A 15,238-nucleotide genomic window follows, 5' to 3' on the forward strand; every position below is an offset into this window, starting at 1 on the left:
AATGAAACAGCCTCTTATTCAGGTCGAAAATCTTAGCCTTTCCGTGAATGGAATCGATGATCACCGCATCGTCCGCGATGTTTCGTTCAGCGTTGGTGCGGGTGAAATCGTCGGTATTGTCGGCGAAAGCGGTTCGGGAAAAACCATGGTGGCACGCAGCCTCATGAGTCTCCAACCACCAGCTATCGCCATTTCCGGTGGAGATATCCGTTTCGAAGGTCGCTCGGTAACATCAATGAAAGGTAAGGACATCCGCGCATTGCGCGGCTCCCGGCTGGGCATGGTGTTTCAGGAGCCGATGACCTCACTCAATCCGTCGATGACCATCGGCAAGCAACTGGAAGAGCCACTGAAACTGCATACGCGGCTGGATGCTGCGGCGCGGCGCGCCAAAATTCTCGAGATTTTGCGGCGGGTTGGCATTCATGATCCAGAAGGTGCCTTGTTGGCCTTTCCGCACCATTTTTCCGGCGGCATGCGCCAACGCATGATGCTGGCATCTGCCATGCTGCTGCGACCATCCCTGCTGATAGCCGACGAGCCGACTACGGCGCTTGATGCGCTGGTGCAGCGCGAAGTGCTGGAACTGATGTTGGAGATGGTGCGCAGTGAAAACACGGCACTGTTGATGATCAGCCATGACTTGCCCATGGTGGCGCGTTATTGCGACCGTGTGATCGTGATGCGACAAGGCGAGATTGTCGAGCAGGGTCCGGTAACCGACATCATCTCTAACCCGCGCCACGATTACACACGCGAGTTGCTGCAATGCATGCCGATGCGTGGACCGCTGAGAGACATCGATCCGCAATCGAAACCGGTCATGGAAGTGCGGGGCATCGAGGTGACATACAGCGCCCGGGCAGGGTTTCTGGCACCGCAGACGACCAAGAAAGCTTTGCATGGCGTCGACCTTGTCGTGCGGCCGGGTGAAATCGTGGCGCTGGTCGGCGCCTCCGGTTCCGGCAAGACCACGCTTGGTCGTTGTATTGCCGGGCTGGTTCCTGCATCCGCCGGCCGTATTTTCTTTGACGGTGAAGAGGTAAAGCCGGATTCACCGGCATGGCGTAACTACCGTCTCAATTGCCAGATGATCTTTCAGGACCCGTTCGGTTCACTCGATCCGCGCATGAAAATACGCGATATCGTGGCGGAAGCCTTGCGTCACGACACCACGTCGACGCGGGAAGAAAAGCTGCACCGAACTCGTGCCATTCTGGAAGAGGTGGGGTTGGACGGACGGTATCTTGACCGGTTCCCGCACGAGCTTTCCGGTGGCCAGCGTCAGCGCGTGGCAATTGCGCGTGCCATTGTCGGGCGACCGCAGTTCGTGATCGCTGATGAGGCGGTGTCGGCGCTTGACGTTACCGTGCGTGCCAAAGTGCTGGAACTGCTGGCTGATCTGCAAAAACGATATGGCTTTTCGTGCCTGTTTATCAGCCATGACCTCGGTGTAGTCGAACAGCTCGCAGACCGGGTGGTGGTGATGCGTGATGGCGCAATCGTCGAGCAAGGCAACCGCGACGACATTTTTGATGCTCCGCGGTCGGAATATACGCGGGCCTTGCTGTCCGCCATTCCAACCCTGACCCGCACCCAAACCGGCGTTTCGTTGAATTGGCGTTTCGCTGAAGCGGAAAAACAGCAGGCGGACGCATTGCAATGAAAATGACAGCAATAACCACGGATCTGCCACGGGCAACACCTGCTGCGCGTGGCACGGATCCGGCGATAATCCTTACCATGCTGGATGAGATCAAACGTCACGATCTCGAGTTGCATAGCCTTCTTGTCTGGCAGGATGGTGCACTGATCACCAGCGCTTACTGGGCACCTTACTCACTTGTCCGCCCGCATATGATGCATTCCGTGACCAAAAGTTTTACTTCCATGGCTGTTGGTCTGGCGGTCGCGGATGGTCTGCTGTCGGTCGATGATGCGGTTCTGCAATTTTTCCCTGACTATGCTGGACCGGTCGACGATAACCTAAGGGCCATGAAGGTACGGCATCTGCTGACGATGACCAGCGGTCATGGGCGCGGCATTTCCGGTGGCTCTTGGCGGCGAGTGCTTTCAAGCTGGGTGGACGATTTCCTGCGCCAGCCCAGCCCCCACAATCCTGGAGACGTGTTCGTCTACGACAGTGCCGCAAGCTACATGCTGTCTGCCATCGCACAGCAGGTCACAGGACGCATGATCGCGGATTACCTCTCAGAGCGGATATTCCGGCCGATGGGCATGTCCGCCAACATGACATGGGATACGGGCACTGACGGCGTCAACACCGGCGGTAATGGTCTCAGCTGCACCAGTGAGGACATGCTGAAACTCGGTATATTACATTTGCAGAGTGGCGAATGGCAGGGCCGACAGCTTCTGCCGCGCCCATGGGTTCAAGCGGCAACCGGCATGCAAATCCGCGACGTGGTCCTCGGTGTGTTTACCGGTGACCATTATCTCGGCCCGGACGAAGTTGGTGACGGTCAAAAGGTTAGCCGGCGTGAAGGCTACGGTTATCAATGGTGGCGTGGGCCACATAATAGCTTTTCCGCCAATGGCCTTTTTGGCCAATATTGTATCGTGCTGCCGGATGAAAATGCCGTCGTGGCGTTTACCGGCGGGTTGGAAGACAGTGATCGCCGTGTCCATCAGCTTATCTACGACGTGCTGCGTCCAGCACTCGGGAAAGGCGGTGGCACCCCTGAGAGCGCCGAGAAACTGGAAGCGCGTCTGGCTGGATTGCGGCTTGAAAATTTTGCTGAAAACCGGTTTTCGTCAGACAAAGTGCCATGCGGCATATGGATGGTCGAGCCCAACGATCAAGGTATCAAAAGCATCGCTCTTGCGCCCGACAATAACGAACTGAGTGTCATTCTTCGCGACGCCGAAGGTGAACATCTCGTGCGGGCAGGATGCGGTTTTTACGTTGAAACCGTCACCACAATACCCGGCGCAAGGCTGCACCATTCCTACCAGCCTGCTGGCGGGTTGAGGGTCTTGGCGTCCGCCCGTCTTCTTGAAAATGATGGTGCCGGCGCGGTGCTGGAAATGGACTGGATATTCGTTGAAACGGCGTTCCGCGATACTGTCCGCTTACGTTTTGCAGACAATTCGATGACACTTTCGCGGCGGGTGAATGTCAACTCATCCGAGCTCGAATTGCCTGACATCAAGGGGCGATTGCTGGAGCAGCATGCAAGGGAGCAACAGCATGGTTGACGATCAACAGGTTGCGATTTCCCGCATGACACATGAGACATTTGCGCAGCGTATGAAACGTCCCGCAGTCATTCTCATTCCGCTTGCGTCGCAAGAAGAGCAGGGCCCGCATGCGCCGATGGGGGATTTCATGCTGACTGAAAGGCTGGCGGAAATGAGCGCCCGGGCGGGCGACGGACTGACAGCACCTGTACTACCATTTGGCCATGCTGAATTTTTCCGCGCCATTGCCGGTGGAATTCAGTTACGTGCCGCGACGTTCACTGCAGTGCTCGAGGATATCCTGACCTCCTTCCTTGATCACGGCCATGAACAGCTGCTGATTTTCAACGGCCATACAACCAATGCGCCGCTGATCGATCAGGTTTGCCGCAAGTTGCGCCGTGAGAAAGGCGTGCTGATACCAGCACTGAATATCTGGCAGAGCCTGCCGGATAGCCTGTGGAAGTCGCTTTACGGCGATGATGCTGCACGTGTGCGTGGCCACGGCGGTGAGCCGATGACCTCGGTTTATATGCACCTTTTTCCCGAACTGGTTCGAACCGAAGCAATGCGCGATCCCGCGCCGCGTGGCAGTGTGTTTGGTCTGCCTGTCGGTGGTGTCTCGGCCACTCGTTTCGAAGGAATACCGGTCCAGATACCACTGGATTGCACTGAGGTTGATCCGGCCGGCATGCTCGGTGGTCGGGCCTCATTGGCAAGTGCTGAAAAAGGCCAGGTGATCTGTGACCATATTGTCGGCCATACCGCACGGCTGATGCGTCATCTGGCCGGTTTCGATCCACGAAATGCTGTACAGCCGTTTGAGGCATCTGCCGCAGGCCTGCAAGGAGAACGCCATGACTGAATTACGCATCGGTGCAATGCCGCTTACGCCTGCGCAGGAGATTGTCGACGCGTTGCAGCAAATTGAAACGGCCAGTGTCGGGCATCTGCGTCATACCGGTTTCATGAGCGGTTCCATTCAGGCGATCCTGCCGCAACAACAGGCCCGTGCCGGTGTCGCCGTCACGCTCGCCATTCCGGCCATGTGCTCGACCCTTTTGCATTATGCGCTGAGCCAGGTGCGCCCCGGCGACATGCTGGTAATTGACAGGCTGGGCGACAGTCGCCATGCCTGCCTGGGCGGTGCGGTGGCACGGGCTGCGCGTATGGCGGGCGTTGCGGGTGTGATCATTGACGGCCCGTGCACCGATGTGGCGGAAATCATCGCCGAAGGACTACCTGTATGGTGCCGCGGTGTTTCGTCTGTGACAACACGCCAGCTTGATCTCGGCGGCACATTCAATCGTCCGATCGCTTGTGGTGGTGTGCCGGTTTTGCCGGGCGATATCGTATTGGCGGATGCTTCCGGCGTGGTGGTGCTGCCAGCAGATGAGGCCGCAGACATAGCTGAGATCTGCATTGCCCGTGAAACACGTGTCGCCCGTACCATGCAGCGGCTGCTTGATGGCGAAAAGCTCGGTGACATCACCCGCGCGGTAGACAAGGTGAATGCGCGCCTCAACCCGGGCGCAATGGAAGGAACACAGAAATGACCCCGCTCTATGGCCAGTTGAAAGATGTGACGCTGGATGGCGTGCTTTCGGTGATTGCACCTCGCACGCCTTTGGTCCCTATGGTGTTTGACAGCCCCCATAGCGGTCTAGACATGCCCAAGGGGTTCAACCCTGCTGTTTCCGCAGAGCGTGTGAGAGTGGCCGCAGACACCCATGTCGATGATCTGTTTTTGTCGGCATGTGATGTCGGTGCACCGTTGCTGAGTGCGCATTTTCCCCGCAGTTTTCTCGATGTGAACCGGTCCTTGCTCGACATGGACGCCCAGTTAGTGGACGGCGATTGGCCTCATCCCGTGCGTGAAAGCGCAACCGCAAAACGTGGCATGGGCTTGATGTGGCGTTACGCCTGGGGCGATGAGCCAATGTATGCGGCACCCATAAGTGTGGTGGAAGCTGAGGGGCGGATCGCGACCTACTGGCAGCCCTATCATGAGCATCTGGCTGGCCTGCTGAATGCGGTCTACAGCCGGTTTGGCCGCGTTTATCACATCAACTGCCATTCCATGACCGCCGTTGGTCATGCGATTTCGTCTGATCCTGCGGGAACGGTGCGGGCAGATATCTGCCTTGGCGATCTGCATGGCGGGTCGGCCTCCAGTGAATTTATAGCGTTGATCACCGAGACTCTTGAAGCGGAGGGGTTGGTCGTTGCGCTCAATAAACCTTTTCGTGGCGCGGAACTGGTCGCGGCCTATTCAAACCCCGCACTTGAACGTCACAGTGTGCAGTTCGAGATCAACCGCAAGCTCTACATGGATGAGACAACGCGCGAACGTAACGACGGTTACGAGGCATTAAAGGGCATTCTTGCCCGTATGAACCGCGTGCTGGCCGATTACGCCAGCCAGCAACCACCGAAAAAACTGTGAGGGAAATTGTCTCATGTCTGTCCCGCAACACGCTGCGCCACTTAATTTCTATCGCCGTGGCCGCACACCGATCTTTGCGTCGCGTATGGATCAGCGCTTTTCGTGGTGCTGCTATATTCCAGAAGGCTATGACCCGACCGGTGAAACCGTGCATCCGCTTGCCGTTCTCGTTCATGGCAGCCTGCGGGATGCTGATATCCTGCGGGACGAATTCATCGATTTTGCCGAACAACATCAATGCGTTTTGCTGGCCCCGCTTTTCCCGGCTGGCATCGATGATCCTGATGATCTGCATAATTACAAACACATGATCTATCACGGCATTCGTTATGATCTTGTTCTGCTGGATATGATCGATGAACTGGCGACACGTTACCGTGTCGAAAAAGACAAGGTGCTAATGCACGGATTTTCCGGCGGCGCGCAATTTGCCCATCGTTTTCTCTACCTTCACCCGCGCAGGCTTCGGGCCGTTTCGGTGGGTGCACCCGGTACCGTCACGCTTCCCGATGATCGTGCCAAGTGGTGGGTCGGTTTAAACGGCATGGAAGAGATATTTGGCCAGCCCATTGATATCGATGCAATGCGTCAGGTGGCCGTGCAGCTGGTGATCGGTGACGCGGATATCGAAACCTGGGATGTCACCGTCGGGCCAAAATCACCCTTCTGGATGGAGGGCATCAATGATAGCGGTGAAACCCGCGTTGAGCGCTTGCGCACCTTGGAAAAGGGTCTGAAGGCGGTTGGTGTCGAACCGCGTTTCGATACGGTTGCTGGCATCAGCCATGATGGCACCGGCATTCAGCCGCCCGTCAAGGCATTCTTCTCGGCAGTTCTCGAAGGCTGAGGAAATATCGGTTTGGCCGAAAACTGCGGTGTTCAGTTTTCGGCCGGAACAGATGTGGCGACCCATCGCGCCACATTTTTTGTGCCCGCAGGTTCACCAATCGTGACGCAGCGTGTGTTGACCGCAAACTCGGGTCTGTCAACGGTTACAGTGGCGTGTTGCGTGCCAATCGTCGCGTGGAAATGAACTTGGTCGGGGTTGGAGATGTCGCTCTCCATCTTGTGAAGTGTCACCACCCCCGTTATGCCGCGCTGTCCTGCCCATTCCAGCAGCGCGATTTCTGCCGTCTGTGCAGGCGCATCGTAGGAGGGGTTGCCGCGATAGGCGGGCAGGTAGGGAATGCCCTGTTCCAGGCAGTCGAGAAAATCTCCAACCTGCAACGGTTCCAGTCGGCTGTAGCGGGCCCTTTGTGGTAAAACGACAAGCGAGGCGGCAAATCGGCATCCACCGAGATGGGTGGATTGCAGAATACGAAAACGTTTTGGATCGGCTTCCTGCCGCAGAGCCTTCCATGTCGCAAAGCCGTAACGGGCGCAGCAAGGGTCCTGCTTTCCATCGGTGCAGCATACGATGGTCAAGCGTGGGTCGTGTATGCCCTCAAGCACGCCTCCACCGGCAATATGCATCAACAGCTGTTCGGCTTCCTCAGGCGTTACATGGTCCCTGACAGTATCTTGATGCGTGAAGCCGATGTCGTCGCCATCCACCAGCGCGACATGAATGCCTGCGGCGTTTGCGGCCAAAATCGCTTGCCCAAGCCCCTCGGACATGCCGTGCGACTTGATGCGTGGCACACGCCAATCACCGCGCGGCCAGTGAAGCAGCACATAGCTTTTTGATGATGGGCCAAGCCCCGATGCCGGTTCGCCGCGCTCAGCACACAGGTCACGGCAAAAGATACGTGATGCCATCTGCGATCAATCGCCCAGCCGGGCGGGGTGGGCCTCGCCACTTGCGGACGAACGGCTGAGGTGCCGGAAAAGGATGGCTGAGGCCAGCTTTCGGTCATCGCTTTTGATGGCTTCGAGGATTGCCAGGTGATCACGCGCTGCCTTGCGCACGCCAGCCTCGCTCAACTCGGCAAACTCGGCATATTCGGTCATGCGCCGCAGGCTGTTCTGGCGGCGGATTGCCTGCTCAAGAAAGCGGTTGTTTGCCCAGGAAACCACAGTTTCGTGGAAACGGGCATTTGCCTCAAACCACGCGGATCCTTCGATGGATGCCAAGGGGGCATTGAGCAGTGCGGTCTGTTCACTTTGAAGTGCCAACAGCATGTCCATGTCGACCCGGAATGTATCCTCCATGACGGCGCCGCACTCGATGATAGCGCGGAAAGCATAGCTTTCATTGACCGCCTGCCGGTTGTCGAGGCACTCGGCAAAACGCCAGCCGTGCCCGTCTCGTCGCTCGGCGAGTCCTTCGGCAGACAGGCGCATCAGCGTGCGACGCACGACACCACGTGACGTGCCGAAATGTTCCAGCAGTTCCGTCTCGGAGGCTTCGCTGCCGATCAAGCCGTTTGCTCTCGCATGCATGATTTGTCGGTAAAGTGTATCCACCCCTGATGGCGGCACCAATTCGTCCAGCCTGTCGTTTTCGGCTGGCGCACGCACTAATGCAAAACCTCTGTTGTCGATCTGTGCCAACATGCCCTTTTCAGTCAGAAACTGCAGGACTTGCCGGACCGGGGTGCGGGAAATGCCAAACTCACGCGCAAGCACCGCATCGGAAATCTTTTCACCTGCCGCCCAGCGTCCACCACGGATAATAGGCATCAGTTTGCGGGCCACCTCGATTTGCAGGGAGCTTAACTCACCTGTCTCAAGGGTGAACTGTTCCGGCGTATACCCAACTGCACTCACGAACGACGAATCCCTTAAAGTAAAATGATTTATAAACACACATAATACAAAAATCCTCAGGCTTTAAAAGATGATTTATGCCTGAGGATTTTTTTAGATTTCTCGTGTGAGTTGTCGGCCTGATGGAGCCGGTGTGCTGCACATTCTTTTCTGCCGGTGACGGTTTGTAACGATGGACGTTGTAATGTTTCGAAGTGAGCCAGCTCTTGCCTTGCCCTTGCAATTTGTGAGAGCTTTCCACCTATGATTTTGACCATCGCCATATCAGGGTATCGTTCTCTTCGAAATCTGGTTTTGCAGTTAGACAGGCTGACCGTCGTGACCGGCGCAAATGGCTCAGGCAAATCGAGCTTTTATCGGGCGCTTCGGCTTCTTGCCGATGTTGCGCAAGGCCGGGCCATTGCTTCGCTGGCGGCCGAAGGTGGATTGCAGTCGACAATCTGGGCCGGGCCGGAAGCCTTTTCGCGTGGCATGAAGGATGGCAGCGTACCCTTGCAGGGAACTGTGCGCAAAAATCCGGTTGCCTTGAAACTGGGGTTTGCCTCTGAAGACTACGGGTATGCCATTGATCTTGGCCTGCCGGTGCCGCCACCGCCGCCGAGCTATTTTTCGCTCGATCCTGTCATCAAGGCGGAGGCAGTCTGGGCGGGCGAGGTCTTGAGCCGACGCAATGCATTCGCAGAGCGTGCAGGCCCAGCTGTTACTGTGCTTTCAGCAAGTGGGCAGCGTCAGGTGCTGATCCGTGATCTGCCATCTTTTGAAAGCATGATGACGCAATCGGCAGATCCAAAAAACCTGCCTGAACTGCTTTATCTTCGTGCGCGCATGAACGGCTGGCGCTTTTACGATCATTTCCGTACCGATCCTCACGCACCAGTCCGGCAAATGCAGGTGGGAACCCGCACGCCGGTGTTGTCGTCGGATGGAGCGGATCTTGCCGCCGCAGTTGCTACCATTTTGGAAATTGGTGACGCTGCGGGGTTCCACGCCGCTATCGATGATGCTTTTCCGGGAAGCACCGTCGAAATTACGCAGGACCGTGGCCGCTTCGAGCTACTGATGTTGCAGAAGGGGTTGCTGCGACCGCTTTCAACTGCCGAACTGTCCGATGGCACGCTTCGTTATCTGCTTTTGGTCGCAGCGCTGATGACACCCCGCCCACCATCGCTCATGGTGCTGAACGAACCTGAGACAAGCCTGCATCCAAGTCTGCTTGCGCCGCTATCGCGCCTGATCATGCGGGCTTGCGAGCGCTCACAGCTTATTGTCGTTTCCCATGCGGATGAATTGGTCTCGGCTCTGGAGGCAGAGGGAAAGGCCATGATGGTGATGCTCAGCAAGGTGCTGGGTGAAACCGTGGCTGGAGACATTGAGGCGCCTGGCTGGAACTGGCCCGCGCGGTGAGGATGACCAGCCAAGTTGGTCTTACGTCGCGGCTCGTATGAGCCGGCACCAGAATTCGACGCCGGTTGCGATGATCTGGTCGTTGAAGTCGTAGTCAGGGCTGTGAAGCGGCGCACTGTTGCCGTTCCCCAGGAAGAAGAAAGCGCCTGGTCGTTTCTGGAGAAAATATGCAAAGTCCTCGGACGCTAGTTGTGCCGGAGTTCGACGATCAACATTCTGCTTTCCCACGAGGTCTTCTGCTACGGAGCTAACCAAAGCCACATTGTCCGGTGTGTTCACCGTAGCGGGATACTGGCGGATGTAATCCACGTCGATCTCGATGTTGTGGGCCTTGGCTGTTGCCTGTGCGACCTCAGACAGGCGTAATTGAACTTTCGCACGTGTCTGCTCATCAAAGGCACGCACCGTGCCTTTGAGTAATGCCTCGGAGGGCAGAATATTTTCCGCCGAGCCCGCCTGAAAACAGGTGACGGAAAGGACAGCAGCCGCAATCGGGTCGACATTACGTGCCACGACCTGCTGCAGAGACTGAACAAGCGACGCCCCTGCAAGAACAATATCTTGCGCAAGATGAGGGGCTGCGGCGTGTCCACCCTTACCTTTCAGTCGAAGAGCAAAGATGTCTGAGGACGCCATGATTGCTCCGTCGTGCAGACCGAAGCTGCCCGCAGCAAGCCCGGGCATGTTGTGAAGACCGTAGACCTCATCAATATCAAATCGATCAAGGACGCCATCGTCGATCATGGCCTTTGCACCAGCGCCGCCTTCTTCCGCTGGCTGAAACAGCAAGACGGCGGTGCCGGAAAAATCTCTTTTGACGGCGAGTTGGCGTGCCGCACCGAGTAACATGGCGGTGTGGCCATCATGACCACAGGCATGCATCCGGCCATGATGGTGTGATGCATAATCCAGCCCGGTCGTTTCCAAGATCGGCAGGGCATCCATGTCGGCTCTTAGGGCAATGGATTTTCCACCGCCAATGCTCCCGCGAATGGTTGCGACGATACCGCTTCCGCCAATACCGCTAGAAATTGTATCAACTCCGAAGCCCATCAAACGCTCCAGAACAAAATTTGACGTGATGGGTAGGTCGTAGAGCAGCTCCGGAACACGATGCAGCGACTGGCGCCATTGTACTATCTCGGCAACGAGATGAGCCATTGTGTAGTTTCCTGAAAAGTGCGCGCTGCGAGCTTTATGGAGCAAGAATTATGCTCACTTAGTCTGCAGCGCTTAGATGGTTTGTCTGGCTAAAGTGATTTCAGCCGGCGGGTGTGAAACGGCAGACTGCCCGCACACCGTCCACTACAGTCTCTGTCTGCATCGCTGCCGAAAGTCGCTTGAAATCCGCCAAAACCGGAGCTGCGATATCTGCGTCGTCAATGAGCACAGGCATGCCATCGCTATTACAATGGGTTGCCCGGAATTCGATTTCTCGGATTTTGTGGTTGTCTATCGCGATGGAACACACCATCGACCATGGATCGATCTGCGAAAAGATATCCTTCTGCACAGGGGTGGCGTTGTCCCAGTCCTGCTGGGCGATGTGGTTGCCAAGGCTGTATAGAATTGGCTTGCCCTGGTATGTTTCAACGCCAGCCGGGCTATGTGGATGGTTCCCGAGAACCATGTCTGCGCCAGCATCAATGATCGCATGCCCGAGCGGCTGCTGATATTCCGCTTTCGGGTTTCCACGTCCAAAGCCCCAGTGGACGCTGACGACAAGCACATCAACCTTCGACCGCAGGCTTTTTATTTGGGCAACCAGTCCTCCAACATCCTCAGCGACCGCGCGACTGCGCATCTTCATCGGTGCACCGGGTTCTGTCGCTAGCAATACCGGATTGATTTCCGGCCATTGTTCAATGCGGATGGGTGAAATGCCGGGACGGCCTTCGGTCGCTGCATAGTCAGGTGGCAATAGGCATGACACGGCGATTACACCGAGCTTCGTTTCGCCTATCTGCACAATACGGGGTGCCTGCGCTGCTGCAAGATCTTCACCGCCGCCCACAGTGGCAATGCCTGCCTGATGTAAATGCGCAATGGTGTCCATGAACGCTTCGGCGCCGAAGTCTCGCGTATGATTGGTGGCGACCGTCATCATTGAAAAACCGGCTTTGCCTAGGTCTGCTGCGACGGCTGGGTCGACCAAATATGCAATGGGCGCATCCGTCCGGTATCCCTTCGCCGAAAACTGAACTTCGCAGGATGCCCACACGATATCTGCCTTACGCAGATAGCGCAGCGTTTTCTCATATCCGGCACTTACCGGGTTGCCATCGGCGTAGAGGCGATTGCGCACGACAATATCACCGGCGGCTGAAAAAACGAGTTTTGAAGACACGGGTAACTCCTAATGTTTTTTAGATGCATTTCGAGAAGAGCAATATCGACCGTTTTGTCTGGCTGTGTAAAGGCATATTTTGATGTGTTGCAAAAAAGCCCCGATTTTATGTCGTGATAATTGACTCATGATGTTTTTATGATGCATTAATTGTTGACGCGGATAGTGCAGATAGCGCCCGCGAGATGTTTGAGCGTTCAGATAACAAGAGGGGACCTCCAAAATGAGCGTTGGTTTGAACACAAGTGCAAAGGTCGCGGCATCAGGTGATCTGGATGCGATCTACAAGAAGGTCTTCTGGCGACTGATACCCATTCTCATGGTGTTATGGGTTCTGGCGTGGATCGACCGTGTGAATGTGAGTTTTGCAAAGCTGCAGATGATGGAGGAGTTGCAGTTCAGCGATGCCGTTTATGGCCTTGGCGCTGGCATATTCTACATTGGCTATCTAATCTTCGAAGTGCCGAGTAATCTGTTGCTGCAAAAGATCGGAGCGCGAAAGACGATTGCGCGTATCGCCATCGGCTGGGGCATCATCTGCATGTTGATGGCGCACGCTACCACCCCTGCGGTCTTTTATACGCTGCGCTTTCTGCTGGGTGCATTTGAAGCGGGCTTCTTCCCGGGTGTGATCATGTATCTCACACTCTGGTTCCCGACAGATCGCCGCGCCAAGGTATTTGGCATCTTCATGTCTTCAGTCGCATTGTCGGGCGTCATCGGTGGGCCACTTGCAGGATTGATCATGACACAAATGCACGGCTATCTGGGAACGTCAGGCTGGCAGTGGCTTTTCTTGCTGGAAGGTATTCCGACAATTCTGATCGGTCTGTTCGTTCTGAAATATCTCACCGACAAGGTTGAGGACGCCCATTGGCTTACCGTCAGACAGCGCGCAGAACTCCGGTCTGATCTTGACCGAGACAGCAGCGCACTGGGTGAGCGCCAGCATTCATTGTCGCTCGTTCTTCGTGACCGTCGCCTCTGGATTTTCACACTCGTGTATTTCCTCATCATCGTGATGAATGCGACTGCGGCCTTCTGGGGTCCAACAATCGTGCGGGAGTCTGGCTTTGAGAACATTGCGACGATCGGCTGGATCATTTCAGGCGTATCCCTGTGCGGTTCAGCGGCCATGATTTTCAATGGTGTAATGGCCGACCGTACCAAACGGCCGCTTGGCCAGTGCGTCGCTTCGATCATTGTCGGCGGGCTTGCCTTCATTGCCCTGTCCTTTCCGATCTATGACAACGCGCCTCTTGTCATTGCGGCTTTTGCTTTCGCGCTGGCCGGTGCATATGGCGCTATCCCGGTGTTCTGGCAGATGCCGAACAAGTTGTTCGCGGGAACGGCTGCTGCCGCTGGCATTGCGATTATCAACTCCTTTGGCAATCTCGGCGGCTTCCTGGCACCTTACGGTCTGGGGCTTCTGAAAAGTGAGACGGGCAGTGTTTCCGCCGGACTTCTGACAGTTGGTGGTCTTGGTTTGCTGGCTGCCGCGCTGCTTGTTCTGCTTGTTCATAGGTTCATGACCGCGGAAACAAAGGCAGTTCCCGCAGAAGTGTAAACGAGAGGTCTCATCTCCTTTAAGGTGCTTTCGCACCAATATCTGACATTGCACCAGTACCCTGATATCTTTAGACATATCAGGGTGCTTTTTACACATGGCGGGCCAATTCGATGGCCGGATTTCCGCCATCGTCCAATCCTCACGCGGAGCCTGCATGACAGACGCTACCACTCCACCGAAACAGTCGCTGGGCGACCGCGTCTATAATGATCTTCGTACCGCTATTACGCTGGGTGAAATTCGTCAGGGAGTAGTTTTCAACGAAGCTGACTTGATGGCGCAGTACAAGGTAAGTTCGTCGCCACTGCGCGAAGCATTGACCCGCTTGCGTCAGGACGGACTGGTCAAGGTTATTGCAAGACGTGGATACACGGTCACCGAACTCAGCCTGAAGGATTTTCACGAGCTGATGCAGATGCGGTTGATCATTGAAGGGGCTGCTGCGGAGCTCGCCGCTCCACGCGTGACCGACAAACATATTTTTGAAATGCGGCGCCTGTCCAGCGCCAAGCTTGTAGTGGGCGACAAGGCCAGTTATCGCCAGTTCATGCAGGCCAATCAGGACTTTCACGAAAAGATTGCAGAGATTGCCGACAATGGCCGGTTGCGTCGTGCCATCAGTCAGATGTTCGACGAGATGCAAAGATTGCTTTTCGCAGATCTCGACCTTGGTGATGGCGAAGAACTGGAACATGACCACGATGAAATCATCGAAGCTCTGGCACTTCATGATGGAAAACGGGCTCGGACAGCCATTATCCGCCATGTCAAGCAATCGCGCGACCGGGTGATTGGAAGAATGATCCGTCAGCAGAAAGATTTCGAAGGCACCAATATCTTCGATTGATCTGAGCCCAATGTTCACGCTGCGTTTTCCGAACTGCCAAGACGACTCTGTTTGGCTATCCAGACCATTGACGATATCAACTTGCCACTAGGTCGGTTTTCAATCCGGACGGGACATTAGCGATACAAAGGCAGAATTTTTTTTAAGCTTTGTCGCTGTAAACGCCTTCGGTCGGATTGGGTTTCTGCCTGCAGGCTTGGGCACAGACGATTGATGTTTTACGCGGCTGTTGGACAAGGCGATTGAGCGAATTGTAGCTGGATATGTACAAAATGCGGCTATCGACCAGCTGCGCAAGGCCGTACGATCGTCGCCGTGCTGCATGATGTCAATCATGCCTGCCGTTACGCATCACACCTCGTCGCCATGACCAATGGAGTGATTGTTGCCAGCGGTCACCCGCAGCACATTGTCGACGTCCCATTAATCGAAACTGGCTTCAAGCTGCCCAGCATCGTCATTCCCGATCCCATCTCCCAGACACCAATGATCGTGCCGAAGCGAAAGGGCACTGGTTGAGAGAGTGTGGGTACGTTAAGGAGAGTGCTCCGTGAGATCTGTTAATTTGGTGGGTGATGTAGGGCTCGAACCTACGACCCGCTGATTAAGAGTCAGCTGCTCTACCAACTGAGCTAATCACCCGCCGACAACGTTAAGCGTTGTTGCTGGGGGCTTTAAACCTGATTTGTGTTTCTGTCCATCGCGGTCATTGCT

The 15,238-nt window shown here is 55.8% G+C and carries 14 protein-coding genes and 1 tRNA gene; 10 read left to right on the forward strand and 5 right to left on the reverse strand.

Features of this window, described 5'->3' with window-relative positions; genetic code table 11:
* Position 1: 1 nt before the first annotated feature.
* Genes M2418_RS14110 through M2418_RS14135 form a run of 6 tightly spaced genes read left to right on the forward strand, consistent with a single transcriptional unit; the run spans position 2 to position 6,494 of the window.
* Complete coding sequence (locus tag M2418_RS14110; RefSeq protein WP_259147274.1) at positions 2-1,666, forward strand: ABC transporter ATP-binding protein; 1,665 nt, start codon at positions 2-4, stop codon at positions 1,664-1,666.
* Positions 1,663-3,219: a serine hydrolase gene (locus tag M2418_RS14115; protein ID WP_259147276.1), complete on the forward strand. Its 1,557-nt coding sequence runs from the start codon at positions 1,663-1,665 to the stop codon at positions 3,217-3,219. Before M2418_RS14110 ends, M2418_RS14115 begins: the two co-directional genes overlap by 4 nt.
* Positions 3,212-4,066 carry a creatininase family protein gene (locus M2418_RS14120; protein ID WP_259147278.1) on the forward strand — a complete coding sequence of 285 codons (855 nt, stop codon included), beginning with the start codon at positions 3,212-3,214 and terminating at the stop codon, positions 4,064-4,066. The genes M2418_RS14115 and M2418_RS14120 overlap by 8 nt, the downstream gene beginning before the upstream one ends.
* Positions 4,059-4,757, forward strand: a complete 699-nt coding sequence (locus M2418_RS14125) for an RraA family protein (RefSeq protein ID WP_259147280.1) — start codon at positions 4,059-4,061, stop codon at positions 4,755-4,757. Before M2418_RS14120 ends, M2418_RS14125 begins: the two co-directional genes overlap by 8 nt.
* Positions 4,754-5,647 carry an N-formylglutamate amidohydrolase gene (locus M2418_RS14130; RefSeq protein ID WP_259147282.1) on the forward strand — a complete coding sequence of 298 codons (894 nt, stop codon included), beginning with the start codon at positions 4,754-4,756 and terminating at the stop codon, positions 5,645-5,647. Before M2418_RS14125 ends, M2418_RS14130 begins: the two co-directional genes overlap by 4 nt.
* A 13-nt stretch (positions 5,648-5,660) precedes the next feature.
* Positions 5,661-6,494 carry an alpha/beta hydrolase gene (locus M2418_RS14135; protein WP_259147284.1) on the forward strand — a complete coding sequence of 278 codons (834 nt, stop codon included), beginning with the start codon at positions 5,661-5,663 and terminating at the stop codon, positions 6,492-6,494.
* A gap of 32 nt (positions 6,495-6,526) precedes the next feature.
* On the opposite strand, the gene M2418_RS14140 is transcribed toward M2418_RS14135, so the two are convergent.
* Both M2418_RS14140 and M2418_RS14145 read right to left on the reverse strand, forming a co-directional pair.
* A complete protein-coding gene (locus M2418_RS14140; RefSeq protein WP_259147285.1) occupies positions 6,527-7,405 on the reverse strand; it encodes a sucrase ferredoxin in 879 nt (292 codons plus the stop codon).
* Positions 7,406-7,411: 6 nt separating this feature from the next.
* Entirely contained in the window at positions 7,412-8,356 is a 945-nt protein-coding gene (locus M2418_RS14145) for a GntR family transcriptional regulator (RefSeq protein WP_259147286.1), read from the reverse strand.
* 243 nt (positions 8,357-8,599) lie between these two features.
* Here M2418_RS14145 and M2418_RS14150 point away from each other — a divergent pair, with 243 nt between their 5' ends.
* Complete coding sequence (locus M2418_RS14150) at positions 8,600-9,760, forward strand: AAA family ATPase (RefSeq protein WP_259147288.1); 1,161 nt, start codon at positions 8,600-8,602, stop codon at positions 9,758-9,760.
* A 21-nt stretch (positions 9,761-9,781) separates the two neighbouring features.
* Here the strand turns inward: M2418_RS14150 and M2418_RS14155 are convergent, their stop codons facing one another.
* Together M2418_RS14155 and M2418_RS14160 are read right to left on the reverse strand one after the other, a co-directional pair.
* The gene (locus tag M2418_RS14155; protein ID WP_259147289.1) at positions 9,782-10,921 is read right to left on the reverse strand and encodes a M20 aminoacylase family protein; all 1,140 of its coding nucleotides are present in this window, start codon (positions 10,919-10,921) and stop codon (positions 9,782-9,784) included.
* A gap of 100 nt (positions 10,922-11,021) precedes the next feature.
* Positions 11,022-12,107: a CapA family protein gene (locus M2418_RS14160; RefSeq protein ID WP_259147290.1), complete on the reverse strand. Its 1,086-nt coding sequence runs from the start codon at positions 12,105-12,107 to the stop codon at positions 11,022-11,024.
* A gap of 223 nt (positions 12,108-12,330) precedes the next feature.
* On the opposite strand from M2418_RS14160, the gene M2418_RS14165 reads away from it, so the two are divergent.
* The 3 genes from M2418_RS14165 to M2418_RS14175 all read left to right on the forward strand — a co-directional run bounded on the left by M2418_RS14165 (position 12,331) and on the right by M2418_RS14175 (position 15,043).
* Positions 12,331-13,674: an MFS transporter gene (locus M2418_RS14165; RefSeq protein ID WP_259147291.1), complete on the forward strand. Its 1,344-nt coding sequence runs from the start codon at positions 12,331-12,333 to the stop codon at positions 13,672-13,674.
* Between the two features lie 157 nt (positions 13,675-13,831).
* Positions 13,832-14,524: a GntR family transcriptional regulator gene (locus tag M2418_RS14170; RefSeq protein ID WP_259147293.1), complete on the forward strand. Its 693-nt coding sequence runs from the start codon at positions 13,832-13,834 to the stop codon at positions 14,522-14,524.
* 315 nt (positions 14,525-14,839) lie between these two features.
* Positions 14,840-15,043, forward strand: coding sequence for a hypothetical protein (locus M2418_RS14175; protein ID WP_259147295.1), 204 nt, complete (start codon positions 14,840-14,842; stop codon positions 15,041-15,043).
* 47 nt (positions 15,044-15,090) lie between these two features.
* On the opposite strand, the gene M2418_RS14180 is transcribed toward M2418_RS14175, so the two are convergent.
* Positions 15,091-15,166 (reverse strand) — tRNA-Lys (locus M2418_RS14180).
* Between the last annotated feature and the right edge of the window lie 72 nt (positions 15,167-15,238).

Source organism: Rhizobium sp. BIGb0125 (assembly GCF_024810055.1).
Taxonomy (GTDB): Bacteria; Pseudomonadota; Alphaproteobacteria; order Rhizobiales; family Rhizobiaceae; genus Agrobacterium.